The organism is Sphingorhabdus wooponensis (assembly GCF_003933235.1).
GTDB classification, from domain to species: Bacteria; Pseudomonadota; Alphaproteobacteria; order Sphingomonadales; family Sphingomonadaceae; genus Sphingorhabdus_B; species Sphingorhabdus_B wooponensis.
Window position 1 is genome coordinate 106581 of record NZ_RWJI01000001.1, and the last position, 18420, is coordinate 125000.

Below are 18420 nucleotides of genomic sequence, written 5' to 3' on the forward strand. Positions count from 1 at the left end.
TAAAGCGGGATGCGCAATCGACCAATTGGGGACAATGATGCAGTGGGGGCAAGCGACATGAAGCCAATTACGCCAACGCTGCGCTGGATTTTATTTGGGCTCCTGTGTGTCGCCGGTATTTTCAATGCTATGGACCGGCCCGTTATCGCTATCTTGAAACCGGACATTTCGGCTGATCTTGGCTGGAGTGATACCGATTTTGCCAATCTCGCTTTTGTTACGCAGGTTGCCGCGGCGCTGTCTTTTTTATTCACTGGTTGGCTCGTTGATAGAATTGGCGTGCTGCGTTCAATGATCACTGGCGTAACAACATGGAGCCTTGCCGCCATGGCGCATGGCTGGGCAATTGCTGGTTGGCATGTTGTGGCCGCGCGCATTGGCCTTGGCGCGACAGAAGCGGTGCAAACACCGCTGACCATCAAAACTGTTGCTACGCTTTTCCCGCCCGATAAGCGGTCATTTGCTTTTGGGGTAGGCACGGCGATTGCCGGTATTGGTACCATCACCATGCCATTTTTTATCCCTGTAATTGCGGCTGTCTGGGGATGGCGCGGCGCGCTCATCTTTGGCGGGGTCGGTGGTTTTGTTACATTGGCACTGTGGCTGTGGTTCGCGCGCGGGGTAAAGTTTGATGATAAGGCGGAAGACGCCAATCGCGATTTTGCAGATGATGGTGCGCCTTATGGGCCGATATTGATGGAACGGCGCACATGGGCAATTGTGATTGCCAAAATGTTGTCTGATGCGACTTGGTGGCTCATCAATTTCTGGCTACCAGATTTTTACCGCAAGGAATTTGGTCTGACGACAAGCGAACTTGCGATTCCGCTTGCGATTGCGTTTTTCGGGTCGGGGGCTGGCGCATTGTTTGCAGGCTGGTTGTCAACGCGGCTTTTAGAGGCCGGGTGGAGCGTTAACCGCGTGCGTAAGACGATCATGTTCGGGTCGGCGGCGATTGTGGTGCCATTGCCTTTTGTTCTCACGCTGGACTCATTCTGGCCTGTGGCGATCATGATGGGTGTTGTGATGGCCGGGCATCAGGGTTTTTCGTTGTCGATATTCTCGATTATCACCGACGTCGTGCCGCGCGGCAAGGTTGGGCGCGTTACCGCCTTTGGCGCATTCATGGGCAATATGGGGGGCGCCTTGATTCAGCTGGTGACGGGCGCTGTCTTAGCCGCCGGATTGGGTTTCACACCGCTGTTTATTTTTGCGGCGGCGTCTTATTTACTCGCCTTGGGCTGGTTGCATTGGCTTCTGCCAAATATTCGGCGCGTTGAGAAAGGCGCAGAAATTCCCGCATGATAGATATGAAACCTTTATGTGACGCGTCAGCGCGCCACATGAAGTTCTAATGCATCTTAATATTATACGGGCTTTGCGAGACCTTCGGTTTCTACAATTTCCTGCAATTCGCCAGCTTCGTACATTTCCATCATAATGTCGGAACCGCCCAAAAACTCACCCTTAACGTAAAGCTGCGGGATTGTAGGCCAATCGCTATAGTCCTTAATTCCTGCACGGATTTCCATGTCTTGCAGCACATCGACGCTTTCATAAGCGACGTTGAGATGGTCAAGAATGGCTATCGCCTTGCTCGAAAAACCGCATTGCGGGAATAATGGGCTGCCCTTCATAAACAGAACAACATCATTACCTTTGACGATCTCTTCGATCCGTTCGTGAACGCTCATCTCTTATACTCCAAAATTCTAATTCTGAGGAATGGCTGTCGTAAGCTGCAAGGCATGCAAAACGCCGCCCATCCGTCCGCCTAACGCATCATAAACGGCTTTATGCTGCTTCACACGAGGTAACCCGCGAAAGCTCTCACTCACTACGCGTGCGGCATAATGGTTGCCGTCGCCTGCAAGGTCGGTAATTTCCACCAACGCGTCAGGCAAAGCGGCCTTAATCATGCCTTCAATTTCATCTGCCTGCATTGCCATTATGCTGGCTCGATAAACTGACGGCGCGCTTCGACCATCTTGTCTTCAAGTGCGGCACGGATCATGGCGTCGTCAATTTCAACACCTGCTGAGGTCAAATCACCCAACAGCTTGCGCACGACGTCTTCATCGCCCGCTTCTTCAAAGTCTGCTTGCACCACGGAAGTGGCATAAGCTGTGGTCTCTTCTGGCGTAAGGCCCATTTTTTCAGCGGCCCACTGCCCCAGTAGCTTGTTTCGGCGGGCGGTTATCTTGAACTGCGTTTCTGCGTCATGCGCAAACTTGTTTTCAAAGGCTGTTTCGCGGTTGTCGAAACTTGTCATGTTGCAGTTCCTATCTGTTACCTGCCCAAGATAATGGCTTTGCGTCCAATCAACAAGGCTGATGACGTCAAATATGCACTACCAATTTCCCTACAGCCGCGCGGTCGCCAAGTCGGGCAATCGCGGATCCAGCATAAGCCAGCACGAAAGTTTCGGAAATACGTGGCTTGATTTTGCCTGCGGCATAGAGGTCGAACAATTCCGAAATATTTGCATGGTTCTTTTGCGGCGTACGTGCGGCAAAGGCACCCCAGAAAACACCGCAAACGTCACAGCTTTTCAGCAATGTCAGGTTCAATGGCAGCTTGGCGATACCAGCGGGGAAGCCAACGACCAAAAACTTGCCTTCCCATGCAATAGCACGGACTGCAGGCTCGCTATAGTCTCCGCCGACCGTGTCATAGATAATGTTGTAACCATCGCGGCCAGCGGCAGCCTTAAACATCTCGGCCACGGCCTTGGATTGGTCTTTATCGAAGGGCTGATGCGGGTAAACTACAACTTCATCGGCGCCAGCTTCGCGTGCTATGTCCGCTTTTGCTTCGCTGGAAACACCGGCAACGACGCGTCCGCCATAGGCCTTGGCCAATTCAATCGCCGAAATGCCGATACCGCCAGCGCCACCAAGGACAAGGACATTGTCCCCAGCCTTCATGTGACCACGATCCTTCAGCGCATGAATGGACGTACCATAAGTCATGAGCAATGACGCACCATCGTCAAAAGACATGGCGTCTGGCATTTTAAAGCAATTGAATGCTGCGACCGCGACCTTTTCGGTTAGCCCGCCATTGCCGCACAGGCCAATAACGCGGTCGCCAATGGCAAATCCGCTGACGCCATCGCCAATCGCTTCGACGACACCCGCAATTTCACCGCCAGGGGCAAAGGGCCGTTCTGGTTTGAACTGATACAGGTCAACAATCATTAACGTGTCGGGAAAGTTGATCGAGCACGCCCTGACCGCAACGACGACTTGGCCAGGCCCGGCGATGGGTTCAGGCAGTTCACCCATTACTAGCGTTTCGGGGCCGCCGCTGGCGGTTGATAACAATGCGCGCATTTCTCTCTCCTAGTTTTGGTTGGGCGACAACCAAGGCTGGCTCGCCGATAACTTGTTTTCATAAGCCGAAATGGCGTCGCTGCTTTTGAGCGTCAGGCCGATTTCATCCACGCCGTTGATCAGGCAATGTTTGCGAAAGGGGTCGATTTCAAATGCAAAACGATCCTGAAACGGCGTGGTGACGGTCTGCGTTTCAAGATCGATGTGGATCTCATCGGTCTTTGCCACCTCCATCAGGCGGTCAATGGCTTCTTGCGGCAGCACGATGGCCAATAGACCATTTTTGAACGCGTTGCCGGAGAAAATGTCTGAAAAGCTGGGTGCGATGACTGCCGAGATGCCCAGATCAGCCATAGCCCAAGCCGCATGTTCGCGGCTTGACCCGCAACCGAAATTGTCACCCGCAATCAATATGGGCGCGCCTGCATATGCGGGATCGTCAAACACATTGCCTGGCACGCTTCGCAAGGTTTGAAACGCCCCTTTTCCAAGCCCAGAGCGGCTTATGGTTTTCAGCCATGCCGCCGGAATGATAATGTCGGTGTCGACATTTTTCAGTCCAAGCGGATAGGCTTTGCCCTGAACGCTGCTTATGGGCTGCATGCGTTTAGTCCGTTTCCGTTTTTGGCCGATTTTGGCTCGTGGGCCCGGCTTTGGGTTCCGGGGACATGGGCTCAAGCTTGCCCTTTTTTTGCGTTAGGCTGCGCCGTCCGGCATATAATAATGCGGCTACTAACGCAGCTGATCCTACGGCTGCGCCAACTTTTGCTGTGGTCGACCATTTGTCGTCGCCATCGGATTTTTTATTGATCATATATCTCTTCCTTGATGGGCTAAACCTTAGCTTTGGCTTCTGTAACAAGTAAAGAGAATAGCTTATTTTTGCGCAAGGTTGAACCTGCAACCGCAACGGCAAATTGTGGCATTTTTATCAGTCCATCAATGTACGGACATCGGTCAGCCTTCCAGTCACCGCTGCGGCGGCCGCCATAGCCGGGCTGACCAAATGCGTGCGCGCGCCGGGTCCTTGCCGCCCGACAAAGTTGCGATTGCTCGTCGATGCACAGCGCTCGCCAGCTGGCACCTTGTCCGGGTTCATGCCCAAGCAGGCCGAACAACCCGGTTCACGCCATTCAAGACCTGCCTCGATGAAGATCCGATCAAGCCCTTCGGCCTCCGCCATTTGCTTCACAAGGCCGCTGCCAGGCACGACGATTGCCCATTTGATATTATCCGCCTTTTTGCGGCCTTTCAGCACGGCGGCAGCAGCGCGCAGATCTTCAATACGGCTGTTGGTGCAACTGCCGATGAAGATATTTTCAACCGATATGTCGGTCATCGGCGTGCCAGGCGTTAGTCCCATATAATCCAGTGATTTTTGGGCCGCTGCTTGCTTGGATGGATCGGCAAAGGACGACGGTTCGGGCACGACGCCTGTGATAGGCAACACGTCCTCTGGGCTCGTGCCCCAAGTGACGCTTGGCGCGATATCGGCGGCATTGATGTGAACGACCTTGTCATAAACTGCGCCTGCATCGGTCGCGAGTGAACGCCAATAAGCAACAGCTGCGTCCCATTGGCTGCCTTTGGGCGCCATTGGGCGGCCCTTGAGATAGGCAAAGGTCACATCGTCTGGCGCGACGAGACCGGCGCGCGCGCCATGTTCGATTGCCATGTTAGAAATGGTCAAGCGGCCTTCAATACTTAGCGCGCGAATGACGGACCCTGTATATTCGATAACATGGCCCGTCCCACCAGATGCGCCGAGTACGCCTGTGATATGTAAAACAACGTCCTTTGCCGAAACGCCGGGGGCAAGTTCGCCCTCAACACGGACTTCCATCGACTTGGACTGGCTGAGCTGAAGTGTTTGGGTAGCCAAAACATGCTCGACCTCTGACGTACCAATGCCAAAGGCCAAAGCGCCCAAACCGCCATGGCAGGCGGTATGGCTGTCGCCGCAGACGATAGTGGTTCCGGGAAGCGAGAAGCCTTGTTCAGGTCCGACGACATGGACTATGCCCTGCTTAACATCGGTGGCGTCAATATACGTAATGCCAAACTCTGGCGCGTTACGTTCCAGTGCTTCCAATTGCTGTGCGCTTTCGGGGTCAGCAATCGGGATATTATTCCCGTTGCCGTCCAAGCGTGCCGTAGTTGGAAGATTGTGGTCCGGCACGGCCAAAGTCAGGTCTGGTCGCCTTACACGGCGTCCGGCAACGCGCAGGCCTTCAAAAGCCTGTGGACTCGTGACCTCGTGAACCAAATGGCGATCAATGAAGATCAGGCATGTTCCGTCGCTGCGTTGCTCCACGACATGGGCATTCCAGATTTTTTCGTACAGTGTTTGCGGTGCTGACATAATAAAAATGCCATAGAAGCGATTGCAGCGAAATCAAGTGAGGCGGCGCTGCTTGCACTTCAAAGTTACAAACTTTGCGTCTATTGGATGGAATATGAGCATAATCAGCATCATTCTTATCGTGATTGCGACAGTCTTAGTCATGGAATGGGTGGCGTGGTCCAGCCACAAATATATCATGCACGGCTGGGGCTGGGGTTGGCACCGCGACCATCATGAACCGCATGACAATGCGCTGGAGAAGAATGATCTTTACGGCATTGTGGGTGCAGTCACCAGCATCTCGCTGTTCGCGATCGGCAGCCCTTTCGTACTCGGCAATGACGCTTGGGAACCTGCGACATGGATTGGTCTTGGTGTCATGATTTACGGCATCATCTATACTGTCGTGCATGACGGCCTCGTACATCAGCGCTATTTCAAATATGTCCCACGCAGTGGCTATGCAAAGCGGTTGGTGCAGGCGCATAAATTGCACCACGCTACCATTGGCAAGGAAGGCGGTGTAAGCTTTGGCTTTGTATTCGCGCGTGACCCGGCCAAGTTAAAGGCTGATCTTAAAAAACAACGCGAAGCTGGCATCGCGATTGTCCGCGACGCCGCTATTTAATCTTCGGGTTTAAGCCAGATCCAGCTTAGGCAAACCCCAGCAACGCCTAATGGCAAAAGCGACCATGGCAAGGCCAAAGCTGTAAAGCCAATGGCGATGCTGACACCAAATGCGATCGTTGCCGACCATTTTCCGCGCCGGCTAATGGCGCCCTTGTCCCGCCATGCTACGAGATGCACGCCAAATTTCGGGTGATTCAAAAGCCGCGCTTCAAGCGCCGGGCTGCTGCGCGCGAAACAGAAGGCGGCCAATATCATGAACGGCACCGTCGGCAGGAGGGGCAGAGCAATGCCCGCTGTGCCCAAGGCCAGAGCCAGCAAGCCAGCCCACAGATACAGCTGCTGCTTTATCAATATTGGTGAACTGCCTTGGTCACATAATAGCTATCAAGCCCTTCGGGACCGCCCTCGCTGCCAAAGCCGGATTCCTTGACACCGCCAAAGGGCGCATCAGGCATCGAGATGACAAAGCTGTTGAGGCCAACCATCCCTGTATCGAGCGCGTCGGCAACCAGATTTGCCTGACGCGCGTTCTCGGTGAAGGCATAAGCAGCAAGGCCGAAGGGCAGGCGGTTTGCCTGTTCAATGGCTTCGTCAAAGGTCTTGAAAGGCCGCATCAATGCAACCGGACCAAAGGGTTCGTCGTCCATAACCTTGGCTGACATAGGCACATCGGACAGCACCGTTGGCGTAAAGAAAAAGCCATGATTTCCCCGCGACCCACCGGTGAGCAAATTGGCACCCTTTGACGTCGCATCTTCAACCAAGTCCGCAATGGCTGAAGGTCGCCGTGCGTTGGCCAATGGACCCATGATCGTTCCAGCCTCGAGGCCATTGCCTACCTTAATCTGTTTCGTATGCGCGGCAAAGCCAGCGACGAAGCGGTCATATACGCCCTCTTGCACATAGAAACGTGTGGGCGAAATACACACTTGGCCCGCGTTGCGGAATTTGGTGGTGGCCGACAAGTTGATCGCTTTTTCCAAGTCGCAATCGTCGAAAATCAGCACGGGCGCATGCCCGCCCAGCTCCATAGTGGTTCGTTTCACGCCGTCGGCGGCAAGCTTAAGCAGATGTTTGCCAACTGGCACCGATCCTGTGAAGCTCACCTTGCGGATGATGGGGGACGCGATCAAATGGCGGCTGACCATATCGGGCACGCCGTAGACCAATTGCGCTACATTACCGGGCACACCGCCATCGATGACACATTGCATGATGGCGCTCGTGCTTGCGGGTGTTTCTTCCGGCGGCTTTGCGATGATCGAGCATCCTGCTGCCAAAGCAGCCGCCATTTTCTTGCACATTAGGTTCACCGGGAAATTCCATGGTGAAAATGCGGCCACCGGCCCAACCGGTTGCTTCAGTACCACCGCCCGCTGACCCGTTGGTCGTACCAACACCCGGCCATAGCTGCGCTTAGCTTCCTCTGCGAAATAATCGAACTGCGCGGCACAGGAAAGCACTTCGGTGCGTGCCTCGGCGAGTGGTTTGCCTTGTTCGGTGGTGAGCAGGACAGCGATTGTTTCGGCGCGTTCGCGAATATGGTCAGCGACCTTATGCAATATCGCCGCGCGGGCATTAACGTCTACCGTGCGCCATTGGGCAAAACCCTTGGCAGTTGCCGCCAATGCCTCATCAAGGTCAGCAACCGTCGCCAACGGCAATTCTGCTAGCGTCTCTCCCGTGGCCGGATTGATTACAGAATGCGTGTCGCGGCCTTCGCCTGTGCGCCAGCTGCCGTCAATATATAGACCCAAATCAGTGGTATAGCTCATCGGTTTTCCTGCAAATCTAATCTGACTTGCTTGTAGGCGTCAGGTGAAGGCTTTGGAACCCCTTGCAAGTCGTAAGAGCCAGAAAACCGGAAAGCCCGCGAGCAATAAGGCAATGCCCCAGACCAAGGCTTCGGCGCCTGCGCCATATATCGTCCAGCAGGAATAGAGCGCGGCCAGCAATAAGATGACTTTAAACCCTGCGCCTACTCTCAATATACCCGTCTGGATGAGCCGGAATGCCGCCGCTGCGCAACCGAAATACATGACCAGAACGATGGCCGTGGTGAGCAATATCAGAAATTCAAACATAGAGGCCATCGTCCGGCTGCTGTTCATCAGGATAACAAGCGTCAACAGGCTTGTACTAAACAGATGTGCGTTACGCGGCGTGCCATTGGCGGCGGCCTTGCCCATGAATGCGGGAAACAAGCCATCGCGTGCCAAAGCGGCGGGTAATTCCGCCTGACACATGATCCACCCGTTCAATGCACCAAGCGCGCTGATTGCGCCAATAGCAGCAATAGCGGTGCCAGCATTGGTGCCAGCATAGACGCTCACAAAATCAGCAAATGGCGCGGCAGAGGCGCTGGTGATCGCGACGGGTAGCATCAAGACGACAGCAGAGCAGACCAAGATATAGATGCCCCCTGCGCCAGCGGTCCCGAACAATGTCGCGCGATTGATAGTGCGTTCAGGATCTTGCACCTTATCCGCTGGAACAGTAGCCAGCTCAAGGCCCAGCATTGCCCAAAGTGTCAAAATGGTGGCCGTCGAAATGCTTGCCGTCGAAATGTCTGCGAGTTCGAAGCTGCGGACAATGCCAGTGCCCTTGATCGCTAATATATATGCTGCAAGGCCAATAACCGCGATGAGCGGGAGCAACTTTGCAATCGTCCAGATAATCTGCACCTGTCCCGCCAGCTTTGTGCCGCGAATGTTGATCAGCGTAAAACCCCATACGATGGCTATGGTCACGGCGGCGGACACGCCATGGGTGCCGACGACAGGGAATAATTGGCTAAGATAGCTAACCGCTGCTGTCGCTATGGCGGCATTGCCCACCCACATCGAAATCCAATACGCCCATGCAATTGCAAAGCCTGCACCATCGCCAAATGCAGCCCGTGTGTAGGCATAAGGCCCGCCGGCCTTTGGCAATGCTTTGCTCAGCGCGCCAAAGACCGAAGCGACGCACAATGCGCCCGAAACGGTAATCGTCCAACCAATGACGGAATTCCATCCTAAGGGCGCAAGGCTCGCGGGTAACAGAAATACGCCCGATCCGATCATGCTGCCCATGACCAAAGCGAGCGCCATCCAGAACCCCATGGGCCGTGCTACTGCGGCTGTATCTTGCTTCACCTAATCCCCCTTGTTTCGTGCACGCTGGCATGGAACGGGGGCAAAAGCCAAGCTTTGTTTAGGCTGCCGCTTAATGCGCGAGCAATATAGGGATACCAAGCTCGCTTAGCATGAACCGTGTCACGCCGCCAAATAGGGTCTCCCGCCACCGTCCGTGACTGTAGGCGCCCATGACAAGGAAGTCGGGTCTCCATACCTTCGTTTCTGCTAATAGCCTCTCCTCAACGCTCTGATCGCCTTTTGCCGCAACGGCGATTTCGGCATTGATGCCGTGCCGCGACAAATAGGTCGCCGCGTCAGTGACGGGGAATTGCTCCGGCACCATCTCGATTTCCGATATGCGGACAAAGGATGCGGCTTGAAGCAAGGGTAACGCCGCGCGCAATGCGTTGGCGGCTTCAAATCCGCCATCATATGCGACCATGGCGCGGTCGAAAGAAAGGGGCGCGGCGTTCGCCGGGACCGCTAGAACCGGGGTACGCGATGCCGTGACGACATCACTAATCCAAGCGCGCGCAGTGCCTGTCGTGCCCGCTGCATCCAACGACATGATCAGTATATCCCCCAATCGCCCAGCGTTGATCAGCGCGTCTGACGTCGTGCCATCAAATATTTGCCAGTCCCAAGGGACATCATCCGCTTTCAACCGCGCATCGATCCGCGTGCACATCTTCTCGCGCTCTTTTTCTGCTGCTTCAAAGGCCTCGGCAACGAAATGCGCGCCGCCAAACATATCGAACGCCACATAATCTTGTGTCGGTCGAGGCAAAATGAGCGACATATGCCCGTGAAAACGCCGTGCAAGGTCAAGACCCGCCTGGAGCCGGCTTTCAAAGGCGTTATCTCCGCCTGCATGTACCATGATAGACTTCATCGTCATTTCCTTACCTAACGGCCGGTAGTGCTGCGCCGGTCCCACTGATATGATTCTGGACCTAAACGCCGCAAAGTCATTGATGGACATCAAACACAGCAAAAAACTTTCAAAGCGCGGAATATTATGTCAGCCATGACCTATGATTAATGGAAGACCGGCTTTAACGAATTTGGAGGTACGGCCTGCGCGTGCCGCCGATGCTGATGCCATCGCCGGTATTTATGCGCATCATGTGCTGCATGGTACCGCCAGCTTTGATGCTGTTGCGCGCACGCCAGTTCAAACCGAAGAGAAGATGCGCGACACATTGTCCAAAGGATGGCCGTTCATTGTGGCAGAGCGTGCCGAAATGATCATGGGCTATGCGTATGTGACGGGGTTTCGCGACCGGCCTGCTTATAATTATACCTGCGAAAATTCGATCTATCTCGATCCCGCTTGTGTGGGGCAGGGTGTGGGCGTGCAATTGATGCGCGCGTTAATGGAGCGCGCACGTGATTGCGGCTTTCGTCAAATGATCGCCGTCATTGGCGGCGGCGAACCCGCCTCGGTTGCTTTACACAGTAAAATGGGTTTCACCCATGCCGGACGTATGCGCAACGTTGGCCGTAAATTTGGACGCTGGCTTGACACCGTCTACATGCAAGCCGAGCTTGGTGATGGAGACCGATCAGCGCCAGCGCGAGAGCCTGCCTAATCGATTACAGGATGATTGCGCGATAGTCGTGCGTAAAGGAGAGAGCAAATATGGCTGAGTTTGAATTGGTCGCCGATGGACTTCGCTTCCCCGAAGGTCCCGTGGTCATGCCCGATGGTAGCGTCATATTGGTAGAGATTGCGCAAGGCCAAATCACGCGCGTACGCCCTGATGGCAGCAAATCCGTCATCGCCAAGCCCGGTGGTGGACCGAATGGCTTAGCCATGGGGCCGGATGGCAAGCTGTATTGCTGCAACAATGGCGGGTTTGAATATATGGAAGCCAATGGCTTTCTCGCGCCGCATGGTATTGCCAAGGATTATTCAGGTGGCCGGATTGAACGCATCGATATCGAAACCGGCGAAGTCGAAATATTGTATAAATCAGGTGACTTTGGGTGCAGTCTGCGCGGGCCGAACGACATTGTGTTCGACGCACATGGTGGGTTTTGGTTCACTGATCATGGCAAGATCGACTATGCCAAGCGAAGCCATGATGTCGTCGGCATCTTCTATGCCAAGGCCGATGGCAGCCATTTGGAAGAAGTCATCTTCCCGTCAAACAACCCCAATGGCGTTGGTTTGTCCCCCGATGGGAACACGCTTTATGCTGCCGAAACTTACACCTGCCGCTTGATGCAGTTCAACATCACCGCGCCAGGCAAGGTTGCTGGGGATGCGGGCCCCGGCGGGCCAGGCATTCCGGTTTACCGCCCAGCGGGCTATAAATTCTTTGATAGCCTTGGCATGGAGGCCAATGGCAATATCTGCGTCGCAACCATCGGTGAATGCGGGATAAGCGTGATTTCTCCCGCAGGCGAGCTGGTCGAATTTGTTGCAACCGATGATATTTTTACAACCAACATTGCCTTTGGCGGCGATGATATGATGGACGCCTATATCTGCCTCTCGGGCAGCGGGCGTCTCGTTAAAACCCGATGGGCGCGGCCGGGGCTGAAGCTGCAATATTAGAACTGGAAACAAGGATATGCCTCGGCACAAGGAAGCGCATCTTATCGACCGCATTGGCTGGTTGCGGGCATCGGTCCTTGGGGCGAATGATGGCATTGTGTCGACGGCTAGCTTGATTGTCGGCGTGGCCGCGGCGCAAGCAACGCCCGCGACCATATTGCTGACGGGGATTGCGGGACTGGTGGCGGGCGCAATGTCGATGGCGGCGGGTGAATATGTGTCGGTCAGTTCGCAAGCAGATACGGAAAATGCGGACCGCTTACGGGAAGAGAATGAGCTGGCGACCATTCCCGATAAGGAACGCGAGGAGCTGGTGGGCATTTACGAAGCGCGGGGTCTCGATCGTGCACTCGCAGAGATAGTGGCGGATAAGCTTACAGCGCACGACGCGCTGGCGACGCATTTGCGCGACGAATTGGGCATGGCCACGCACACTGCCGCACGACCAGTGCAGGCGGCATTGGCATCGGCAGCATCTTTCGCAGTTGGCGCGTCATTGCCTTTGGCTATGGTACCCTTATCTCCGTCAGACTATCTGAGTTGGACCGTATCCATAGCCTCATTGCTATTCCTCGCTATCTTGGGGGCAATTGGGGCTAGAGCTGGCGGTGCACCAATGGGTAGGGCTGTGATGCGCGTTACCTTTTGGGGGGCGATTGCTATGGCCGCAACGGCTGCTATTGGCGCGTTGTTCGGCACGACGGTTGCCTAAGGAAAAACATGACGTTCAATACTGTTATCTTCGATTTTGGCGGGGTCATTACGACTTCGCCATTTGAGGCCTTCAACCGCATGGAGGCGACACGCGGTCTACCTAAGGATTTTGTGCGTAGCGTGAATGCGCGCAACCCCGATGATAATGCATGGGCGAAGTTTGAACGGGCGGAGTGCAATGCAGCGGAATTTGACGCATTATTTGCCGCCGAAGCGCGGGCATTGGGGCAGGAACTTGACGGCGCCTCGGTGATTGCCTGCCTATCGGGTGATATCCGCCCTATTATGGTGGCCGCATTGGATGAGTTAAAGTCTAAGGGCTTTGCACTTGGGTGCATCACAAACAATGTGCCGTCTGGTAAAGGTGCTGCTATGGCAAGCAGTGATGAGAAAGCAGCGGCGATTTCTGCGGTCATGGAACGGTTCGACCATATCATTGAATCGAGCAAAGCCGGCGTGCGCAAGCCCGATCCACGTATTTATGCCATGATGTGCGCCGCTTTGGCAGTGGCACCTTCGCAATGCATCTATCTGGACGACCTTGGTATCAACTGCAAACCGGCTGCCTTTATGGGAATGGCTGCCATAAAAGTTACAAGCGCTGATCAAGCTTTACATGATTTAGGCGCGCTATTGGCGTTGACCTTCACGCCACTTGGGGTCTAGGCGAAGGGCTGTTCCGTCTCTCCCATTATTTGGAGCATTTCATGGCGAAGAAACTCTTCCCCGATGCACAATCGGCGCTCGAAGGCGTCCTAAAAAACGATATGCTGATTGCCAGCGGCGGCTTTGGTCTTTGCGGCCTTCCGGAACGCCTTTTGGATGCTGTGCGCGACAGCGGGGTCACGGGCTTGACCTTTGCGTCCAACAATGCGGGCATCGACAATGAAGGCATCGGCAAGCTGCTTCGGACCAAGCAAGTCAAAAAAATGATTTCGTCTTATGTTGGTGAGAACAAAGAATTCGAGCGGCAATATTTGGCGGGTGAATTGGAAGTTGAATTTTGCCCACAAGGCACTTTGGCCGAACGCATGCGCGCTGGCGGCGCTGGTATTCCGGGCTTTTACACCAAAACTGGTGTTGGCACTCTGGTCGCCGAAGGCAAGGAAATGAAAGAGTTTGGCGGCGAGGAATATATCCTTGAACATGGGATATTCGCCGACCTTTCCATCATCAAAGCTTGGAAGGCGGATGAAAGCGGCAATCTGGTTTTCCGTAAGACAGCGCGCAATTTCAATTTGCCTGCTTCGACTTGCGGCAAAATTTGTGTGGTTGAGGTCGAAGAATTGGTGCCCGTCGGCAGCCTTGACCCTGACTGCATTCATTTGCCCGGCGTCTATGTCCAGCGCATGATCGTTGGGGCGCCTTATGACAAAAAGATTGAGTTCCGCACTGTGCGCGAAACGGAGGCTTCTATATGAGCTGGAGCCGTGATGATATGGCCGCCCGCGCAGCGAAGGAACTGCGCGACGGATTTTATGTGAACCTTGGCATCGGTATTCCGACTTTGGTTGCGAATCACATTCCGCAAGGCGTCGAAGTAACCCTGCAATCGGAAAACGGCATGTTGGGCATTGGCCCGTTTCCCTATGCGGGCGAAGAAGACGCCGACTTAATCAACGCGGGCAAGCAGACGATTAGCGAGCTTCCGCAGACAGCCTATTTCGACAGCGCCGCCAGCTTTGCTATGATCCGTGGTGGGCATATCGATCTGACCGTCTTAGGCGCGATGGAAGTGGCGGAGAATGGCGATATCGCTAATTGGATGATCCCCGGCAAGATGATCAAGGGCATGGGCGGTGCGATGGACCTTGTCGCGGGTGTCAAAAAAATCATCGTGGTGATGGAGCATGTTGCCAAGGACGGTTCGCCCAAATTCATTCCGGCTTGCACGCTTCCGCTAACAGGCAAAAATGTCGTCGACATGATCATAACCGATCTTGCGGTGTTTCAGCGGCCCGACAAATCATCTGCGTTCAAACTGATCGAAATGGCGCCCGGCGTATCTGTTGATGACATCATGTCAAAAACGACTGCGCATTTTGAGGTTGCGGTCTGATCACCAATATGCGGCATACTGTATCGGCCTTGATTGCGGTTTCTTTGCTGGCGGTGACTGGCCTATGCGCCATGCGCGCCGCGCCTGATGATAATCAGGTTGTCGCAGTATTGCGTAAATTTACCAAACCCCAGACGAATTTGCCGGACCAGCCTCATGAATGGCGCGGTCGAATCCAGTATGCGCAACTGGATCAAAAATTTGCGGCCATTGCGCGAAGATCTGAAATGGCCGGGCTTGCCATTGCTATTGTTGAAGATGGCGAGCTGCGATTTGTCCGCGCATATGGTGTGATTGATCGGGATACGAACGTGCCCGTTACGCTCGGCACGGTTTTCCGGTGGGCTTCAGTGTCCAAGACCGTTGCGGGGACATTGGCGGCCACTTTCGCCGATGAGGGGCTGGTGGATTTGGACCAGCCAGTCGGGCGTTACCATACATCGCTGCGCCTGCCTGAAGGTGCCGAAGCTTGGGTGAGTTTCCAACAATTGCTTTCCCAGCAAACCGGCCTCACCAAAAACGCCTATGACGAAAGGTTAGAGGATGGCCAAGATCCGCGCATGTTGCGTACCAGTCTGGCCAGCGCGCCGTTGCAGTGTCAGCCGGGTTCGTGTCACACGTATCAGAATGTAGCCTTTGACACCGCGACGGAGATACTGGAGCAGGCAGCGAAGCGGCCTTATCCAGATGCGGTGAGCGAGCGTTTCTTTTTGCCCTTGGGTATGAACAGCGCCAATTTTGGAATGGCTGGCCTGACGGACGCCAAAGATTGGGCGCGGCCGCATAATGGCCGCACGGTCCGCACTGTGAAAGAGACTTATTGGCGCGTTCCGGCAGCTGCGGGTGTTGAAAGCAATATCGTTGATTTTGCTCGATGGATGCAGGCGACAATGGGCGACCGTCCCGATGTGCTGCCTGAATCGACGCTGCGGATTGCGCAATCGCCGCGCGTGAATACGGCACCGATTTATGGCGGTGAATTGCGGCAAGCGAATTCAGAGGCACATTATGGCCTTGGCTGGCGCAGTTTTAAATATGACGGACATATATTATTTGGGCACTCCGGCGCAGTTGACGGCTATCGCGCGACCCTGATTTTTGATCCAGCCAGTCGTGTTGGTGTTGTCGCCATGTGGAACAGCAACTGGGGCACGCCCTTCCGTATTCCATTTGCGGTGTTTGACAGTTACCATCAACGGACGGACTCGCGCTGGTTGGAACTGGATTGAAAGATCTGTTAAGTGCTTGTTTGAATTCAGAATCCAAAAAGAAGACTGACATGGGCTACACCCTCATTACAGCAAACCGCAATTATTCGAGCTGGAGCTTGCGGCCTTGGGTGCTGATGACGATGCTTGGCATCCCGTTTGAGGACCGCGTGGAGCCCTTTACTGCTGAAAGCAATTATGATGCATTTCGGGCATTTTCACCGACCGGCCAAGTGCCCGTGTTGAAGGACGGGGCGCGCACGATATGGGATTCGTTGGGCATCACTTTATATCTGTCGGACCGGCACGATGGCGTCTGGCCGTCTGATCCGGCTGCACGGGCGTGGGCGCAATGCGCCGTTACGGAAATGCATGGCGGTTTTGCTGCCTTGCGAAACGACTGCACAATGAATGTTGGGGTCAGGGTTCAGCCCAAGCCAATGTCGGCCGCGTTGAAGCGCGATGTCGCGCGTTTGACCGAATTATGGGCGCAAGGGTTAGATGGTTTTGGTGGTCCATTTCTGGCCGGCCCTCAATTTACCGCCGTAGATGCCTTTTTTGCGCCGGTGGCGTTTCGGGCGCGCACTTACGGACTTGATGTGGGCCATAAGGGCAATGAATGGGTCCAGCATATGCTGGGGCTCGCACCGATGCTGGCTTGGGAGCAAGAAGCTTTGTCGGAGAGTTGGCGCGAAGCGGGCCATGAGACGGAGCTGCGGGACTGTGGCGTGATAACCGCCGATTATCGTCACGGCTGATTAAGGTCAGACATGAAAAGGCCGCCTCGTGGGCGGCCTTTTTTCGGGGTTAAACGGAACCTAAACTTTGTCGCCGATTGCGCCCTTTACTTTGCCCTTAAGATTCTGGCCTTCGCCTTTGCGTTCTTGCGCAATGCCTTCGGCTTGCAGCGATTGGTTTCCAGATACCTTGCCCGCAGCTTGCTTAAGGTTTCCTGCGATTTCGTTGCCGAGGCCTTTGGCTTTGTCGTTTAGTTCGCCCATAATGCACGTCCTTTCTGTGTCATCCGGCCGCGCGTGAATTGCGGGGCGGTACAGGAAGTGAACCCTGCGGGTGGCCGTTGGTTCCAGCGTGCTTGGCGGTTAAACGCTTGAAACCAACGCTTGGGCAAAAGACGTGCCTGTATCGGATGCGAAGCGCAGGAATAAGGATGGTTCTATCAGTTCCAGCTCCATCAGGCGGAAAACGCCATCACCATCGCGCAATATGTCGACCCGTGCATAAGCCAGCGTGCCGGTCTTGGTAATCTCGGCTGTGGCGGCCAGGGCGCGCTCGGCCAGCATCAGCGCGCCGTCGGGAGCACTGACGGCCTCTTCCCGACCACCATATTGTTCTTGAACGCGAAAGTCGCCTGTGGCGGGGCGTTTGAGGATGGAATGGCTGAAGGCCCCAGCGAAATAGAAGAGCGAATATTCGCCCTCTTCGGCAATATTAGGCACATAAGGCTGGATCATCATGCGCTGGCCAGCGACCGAATCCGGCACCATATCATTCCGTTCCAACCGGTAAGTACCGTCTGCTCCGCCCGATATCGGTGGCTTGACGACTAGCGATTCAACATTGAAGGTTTTCCGGGCGTCTTCAAGTGCGACCCTGTCGAGTAGCGGACACAATATGGTTGGCACTGATGGAATGCCGGCTGCGTCTAATTCAGCCAGATAGGCCTTGTCGCTGTTCCACCGCAATATGCTGACTGGGTTCCGCACGGGCGCATTTCCGGCCTCTAATTGGTCGAGCAAGCCAAACCAGCGCGGGCAATCGCGCGGATAGCCCCAAGCCAATAAGGGCGTGACAAGGTCAAAGCCGCTAAAGTCGTCTGCCTTGGTCCAATCTATGAAAATAGCGTTGTCGCCTAACAAACGCGTATAATCGGCTCTTATATGCGACCAATCTTCTTCATATTCCGGCGTTGGGCATAATATGGCGATACGAAGACCGCTCATTCGCCCGCCATCTTCAATATTTCTTTCCACTCGGCTGGGCGGACTGGGGCGACGGACAGGCGCGACTGCCGCAACATTTCCATTTCGGCCAAATTCGGGTTCGCCTTAATCGCCTTCAACGTCACGGGCTGCTTTAATTTATGTGCAGGTTTAACCTTCACCGCAACGAAGCGGGCCTTTTCATCGGTGGGATCAATGAAATGTTCTTGGCTGATTGTGATGATGGCCACAATCTCCAGCCCGATATTACTGTGGTAGAAAAATGCCTCGTCGCCGACCTTCATCGTCCGCAAGTTATTCGCGGCGCTATAATTGCGCACGCCGTCCCATGTGCCTTCGCCCTCAGCCACCAGATCGTCATAGCTATAAACGTCTGGTTCCGATTTCATGAGCCAATATTGTTTTGCCACCATCCACTCCTTTTCGCTGGCAAGCCTTTACGGCAGGCTATATTGCGCTGTCCATGACAGTTATGCCCATAATCTCA

The 18420-nt window shown here is 54.7% G+C and carries 25 protein-coding genes (1 of these 25 cut by a window edge); 11 read left to right on the forward strand and 14 right to left on the reverse strand.

Annotated elements, in window-relative coordinates; all coding sequences use genetic code 11:
• Positions 1-9 precede the first annotated feature (9 nt).
• A complete protein-coding gene (locus D7D48_RS00535) occupies positions 10-1305 on the forward strand; it encodes an MFS transporter (protein WP_125229449.1) in 1296 nt (431 codons plus the stop codon).
• Positions 1306-1367: 62 nt separating this feature from the next.
• On the opposite strand, the gene grxD is transcribed toward D7D48_RS00535, so the two are convergent.
• From grxD to leuC, 7 genes are all read right to left on the reverse strand, one after another.
• On the reverse strand, positions 1368-1694 hold the full coding sequence (gene grxD, locus D7D48_RS00540) for a Grx4 family monothiol glutaredoxin (RefSeq protein ID WP_125229450.1): 327 nt from the start codon (positions 1692-1694) through the stop codon (positions 1368-1370).
• An 18-nt stretch (positions 1695-1712) separates the two neighbouring features.
• Entirely contained in the window at positions 1713-1949 is a 237-nt protein-coding gene (locus D7D48_RS00545) for a BolA family protein (protein ID WP_125229451.1), read from the reverse strand.
• Positions 1949-2272, reverse strand: coding sequence for a DUF1476 domain-containing protein (locus D7D48_RS00550; protein ID WP_125229452.1), 324 nt, complete (start codon positions 2270-2272; stop codon positions 1949-1951). The genes D7D48_RS00545 and D7D48_RS00550 overlap by 1 nt, the downstream gene beginning before the upstream one ends.
• Positions 2273-2339: 67 nt before the next feature.
• Positions 2340-3335 (reverse strand): NADPH:quinone oxidoreductase family protein, encoded by a 996-nt coding sequence (locus tag D7D48_RS00555; RefSeq protein WP_125229453.1) that lies wholly within the window; start codon positions 3333-3335, stop codon positions 2340-2342.
• 9 nt (positions 3336-3344) lie between these two features.
• Positions 3345-3938 carry a 3-isopropylmalate dehydratase small subunit gene (gene leuD / locus D7D48_RS00560; RefSeq protein WP_125229454.1) on the reverse strand — a complete coding sequence of 198 codons (594 nt, stop codon included), beginning with the start codon at positions 3936-3938 and terminating at the stop codon, positions 3345-3347.
• Between the two features lie 4 nt (positions 3939-3942).
• Positions 3943-4149, reverse strand: a complete 207-nt coding sequence (locus D7D48_RS00565) for an isopropylmalate isomerase (RefSeq protein ID WP_125229455.1) — start codon at positions 4147-4149, stop codon at positions 3943-3945.
• Positions 4150-4266: 117 nt separating this feature from the next.
• On the reverse strand, positions 4267-5697 hold the full coding sequence (gene leuC, locus D7D48_RS00570; RefSeq protein WP_125229456.1) for a 3-isopropylmalate dehydratase large subunit: 1431 nt from the start codon (positions 5695-5697) through the stop codon (positions 4267-4269).
• A gap of 94 nt (positions 5698-5791) precedes the next feature.
• Between leuC and D7D48_RS00575 the strand changes: the two genes are divergently transcribed.
• Entirely contained in the window at positions 5792-6307 is a 516-nt protein-coding gene (locus D7D48_RS00575) for a sterol desaturase family protein (protein ID WP_125229457.1), read from the forward strand.
• Here D7D48_RS00575 and D7D48_RS00580 read toward each other — a convergent pair.
• From D7D48_RS00580 to D7D48_RS00595, 4 genes are all read right to left on the reverse strand, one after another.
• Positions 6304-6657 carry a YbaN family protein gene (locus D7D48_RS00580; protein WP_125230811.1) on the reverse strand — a complete coding sequence of 118 codons (354 nt, stop codon included), beginning with the start codon at positions 6655-6657 and terminating at the stop codon, positions 6304-6306. The two genes, D7D48_RS00575 and D7D48_RS00580, sit on opposite strands and share 4 nt — an antisense overlap.
• Positions 6657-8084 (reverse strand): NAD-dependent succinate-semialdehyde dehydrogenase, encoded by a 1428-nt coding sequence (locus D7D48_RS00585; RefSeq protein WP_125229458.1) that lies wholly within the window; start codon positions 8082-8084, stop codon positions 6657-6659. Before D7D48_RS00585 ends, D7D48_RS00580 begins: the two co-directional genes overlap by 1 nt.
• 39 nt (positions 8085-8123) lie before the next feature.
• Positions 8124-9446: an amino acid permease gene (locus D7D48_RS00590; protein WP_245964288.1), complete on the reverse strand. Its 1323-nt coding sequence runs from the start codon at positions 9444-9446 to the stop codon at positions 8124-8126.
• A gap of 70 nt (positions 9447-9516) precedes the next feature.
• Complete coding sequence (locus D7D48_RS00595) at positions 9517-10320, reverse strand: universal stress protein (RefSeq protein ID WP_125229459.1); 804 nt, start codon at positions 10318-10320, stop codon at positions 9517-9519.
• A gap of 142 nt (positions 10321-10462) precedes the next feature.
• Here D7D48_RS00595 and D7D48_RS00600 point away from each other — a divergent pair, with 142 nt between their 5' ends.
• The 8 genes from D7D48_RS00600 to D7D48_RS00635 are packed head-to-tail and all read left to right on the forward strand — an operon-like array spanning position 10463 to position 16730.
• Positions 10463-11020, forward strand: a complete 558-nt coding sequence (locus D7D48_RS00600) for a GNAT family N-acetyltransferase (RefSeq protein ID WP_125229460.1) — start codon at positions 10463-10465, stop codon at positions 11018-11020.
• A 50-nt stretch (positions 11021-11070) separates the two neighbouring features.
• A complete protein-coding gene (locus tag D7D48_RS00605) occupies positions 11071-11991 on the forward strand; it encodes an SMP-30/gluconolactonase/LRE family protein (protein WP_125229461.1) in 921 nt (306 codons plus the stop codon).
• Positions 11992-12007: 16 nt separating this feature from the next.
• Positions 12008-12703 carry a VIT1/CCC1 transporter family protein gene (locus D7D48_RS00610; RefSeq protein ID WP_125229462.1) on the forward strand — a complete coding sequence of 232 codons (696 nt, stop codon included), beginning with the start codon at positions 12008-12010 and terminating at the stop codon, positions 12701-12703.
• A gap of 8 nt (positions 12704-12711) precedes the next feature.
• Positions 12712-13371 (forward strand): HAD-IA family hydrolase, encoded by a 660-nt coding sequence (locus D7D48_RS00615; protein WP_125229463.1) that lies wholly within the window; start codon positions 12712-12714, stop codon positions 13369-13371.
• Between the two features lie 41 nt (positions 13372-13412).
• Positions 13413-14126, forward strand: a complete 714-nt coding sequence (locus D7D48_RS00620) for a CoA transferase subunit A (protein ID WP_125229464.1) — start codon at positions 13413-13415, stop codon at positions 14124-14126.
• Entirely contained in the window at positions 14123-14764 is a 642-nt protein-coding gene (locus tag D7D48_RS00625; RefSeq protein ID WP_125229465.1) for a CoA transferase subunit B, read from the forward strand. Before D7D48_RS00620 ends, D7D48_RS00625 begins: the two co-directional genes overlap by 4 nt.
• A gap of 8 nt (positions 14765-14772) precedes the next feature.
• Positions 14773-15993, forward strand: a complete 1221-nt coding sequence (locus tag D7D48_RS00630) for a serine hydrolase domain-containing protein (RefSeq protein WP_125229466.1) — start codon at positions 14773-14775, stop codon at positions 15991-15993.
• Positions 15994-16043: 50 nt separating this feature from the next.
• Positions 16044-16730 (forward strand): glutathione S-transferase family protein, encoded by a 687-nt coding sequence (locus D7D48_RS00635; RefSeq protein ID WP_125229467.1) that lies wholly within the window; start codon positions 16044-16046, stop codon positions 16728-16730.
• 60 nt (positions 16731-16790) lie between these two features.
• Here D7D48_RS00635 and D7D48_RS00640 read toward each other — a convergent pair whose 3' ends face one another.
• From D7D48_RS00640 to D7D48_RS00650, 3 genes are all read right to left on the reverse strand, one after another.
• Complete coding sequence (locus tag D7D48_RS00640; RefSeq protein ID WP_125229468.1) at positions 16791-16973, reverse strand: CsbD family protein; 183 nt, start codon at positions 16971-16973, stop codon at positions 16791-16793.
• Between the two features lie 99 nt (positions 16974-17072).
• A complete protein-coding gene (locus D7D48_RS00645; RefSeq protein ID WP_125229469.1) occupies positions 17073-17933 on the reverse strand; it encodes an ATP-grasp domain-containing protein in 861 nt (286 codons plus the stop codon).
• On the reverse strand, positions 17930-18346 hold the full coding sequence (locus D7D48_RS00650) for an EVE domain-containing protein (RefSeq protein ID WP_125229470.1): 417 nt from the start codon (positions 18344-18346) through the stop codon (positions 17930-17932). Before D7D48_RS00650 ends, D7D48_RS00645 begins: the two co-directional genes overlap by 4 nt.
• 44 nt (positions 18347-18390) lie before the next feature.
• Here D7D48_RS00650 and D7D48_RS00655 point away from each other — a divergent pair, with 44 nt between their 5' ends.
• On the forward strand, positions 18391-18420 hold the 5' portion of the coding sequence (locus tag D7D48_RS00655; protein WP_125230813.1) for an isopenicillin N synthase family dioxygenase. The gene runs 909 nt beyond the window's last position; only the first 30 of its 939 coding nucleotides appear in the window; it begins with the start codon at positions 18391-18393; the stop codon falls past the right edge of the window.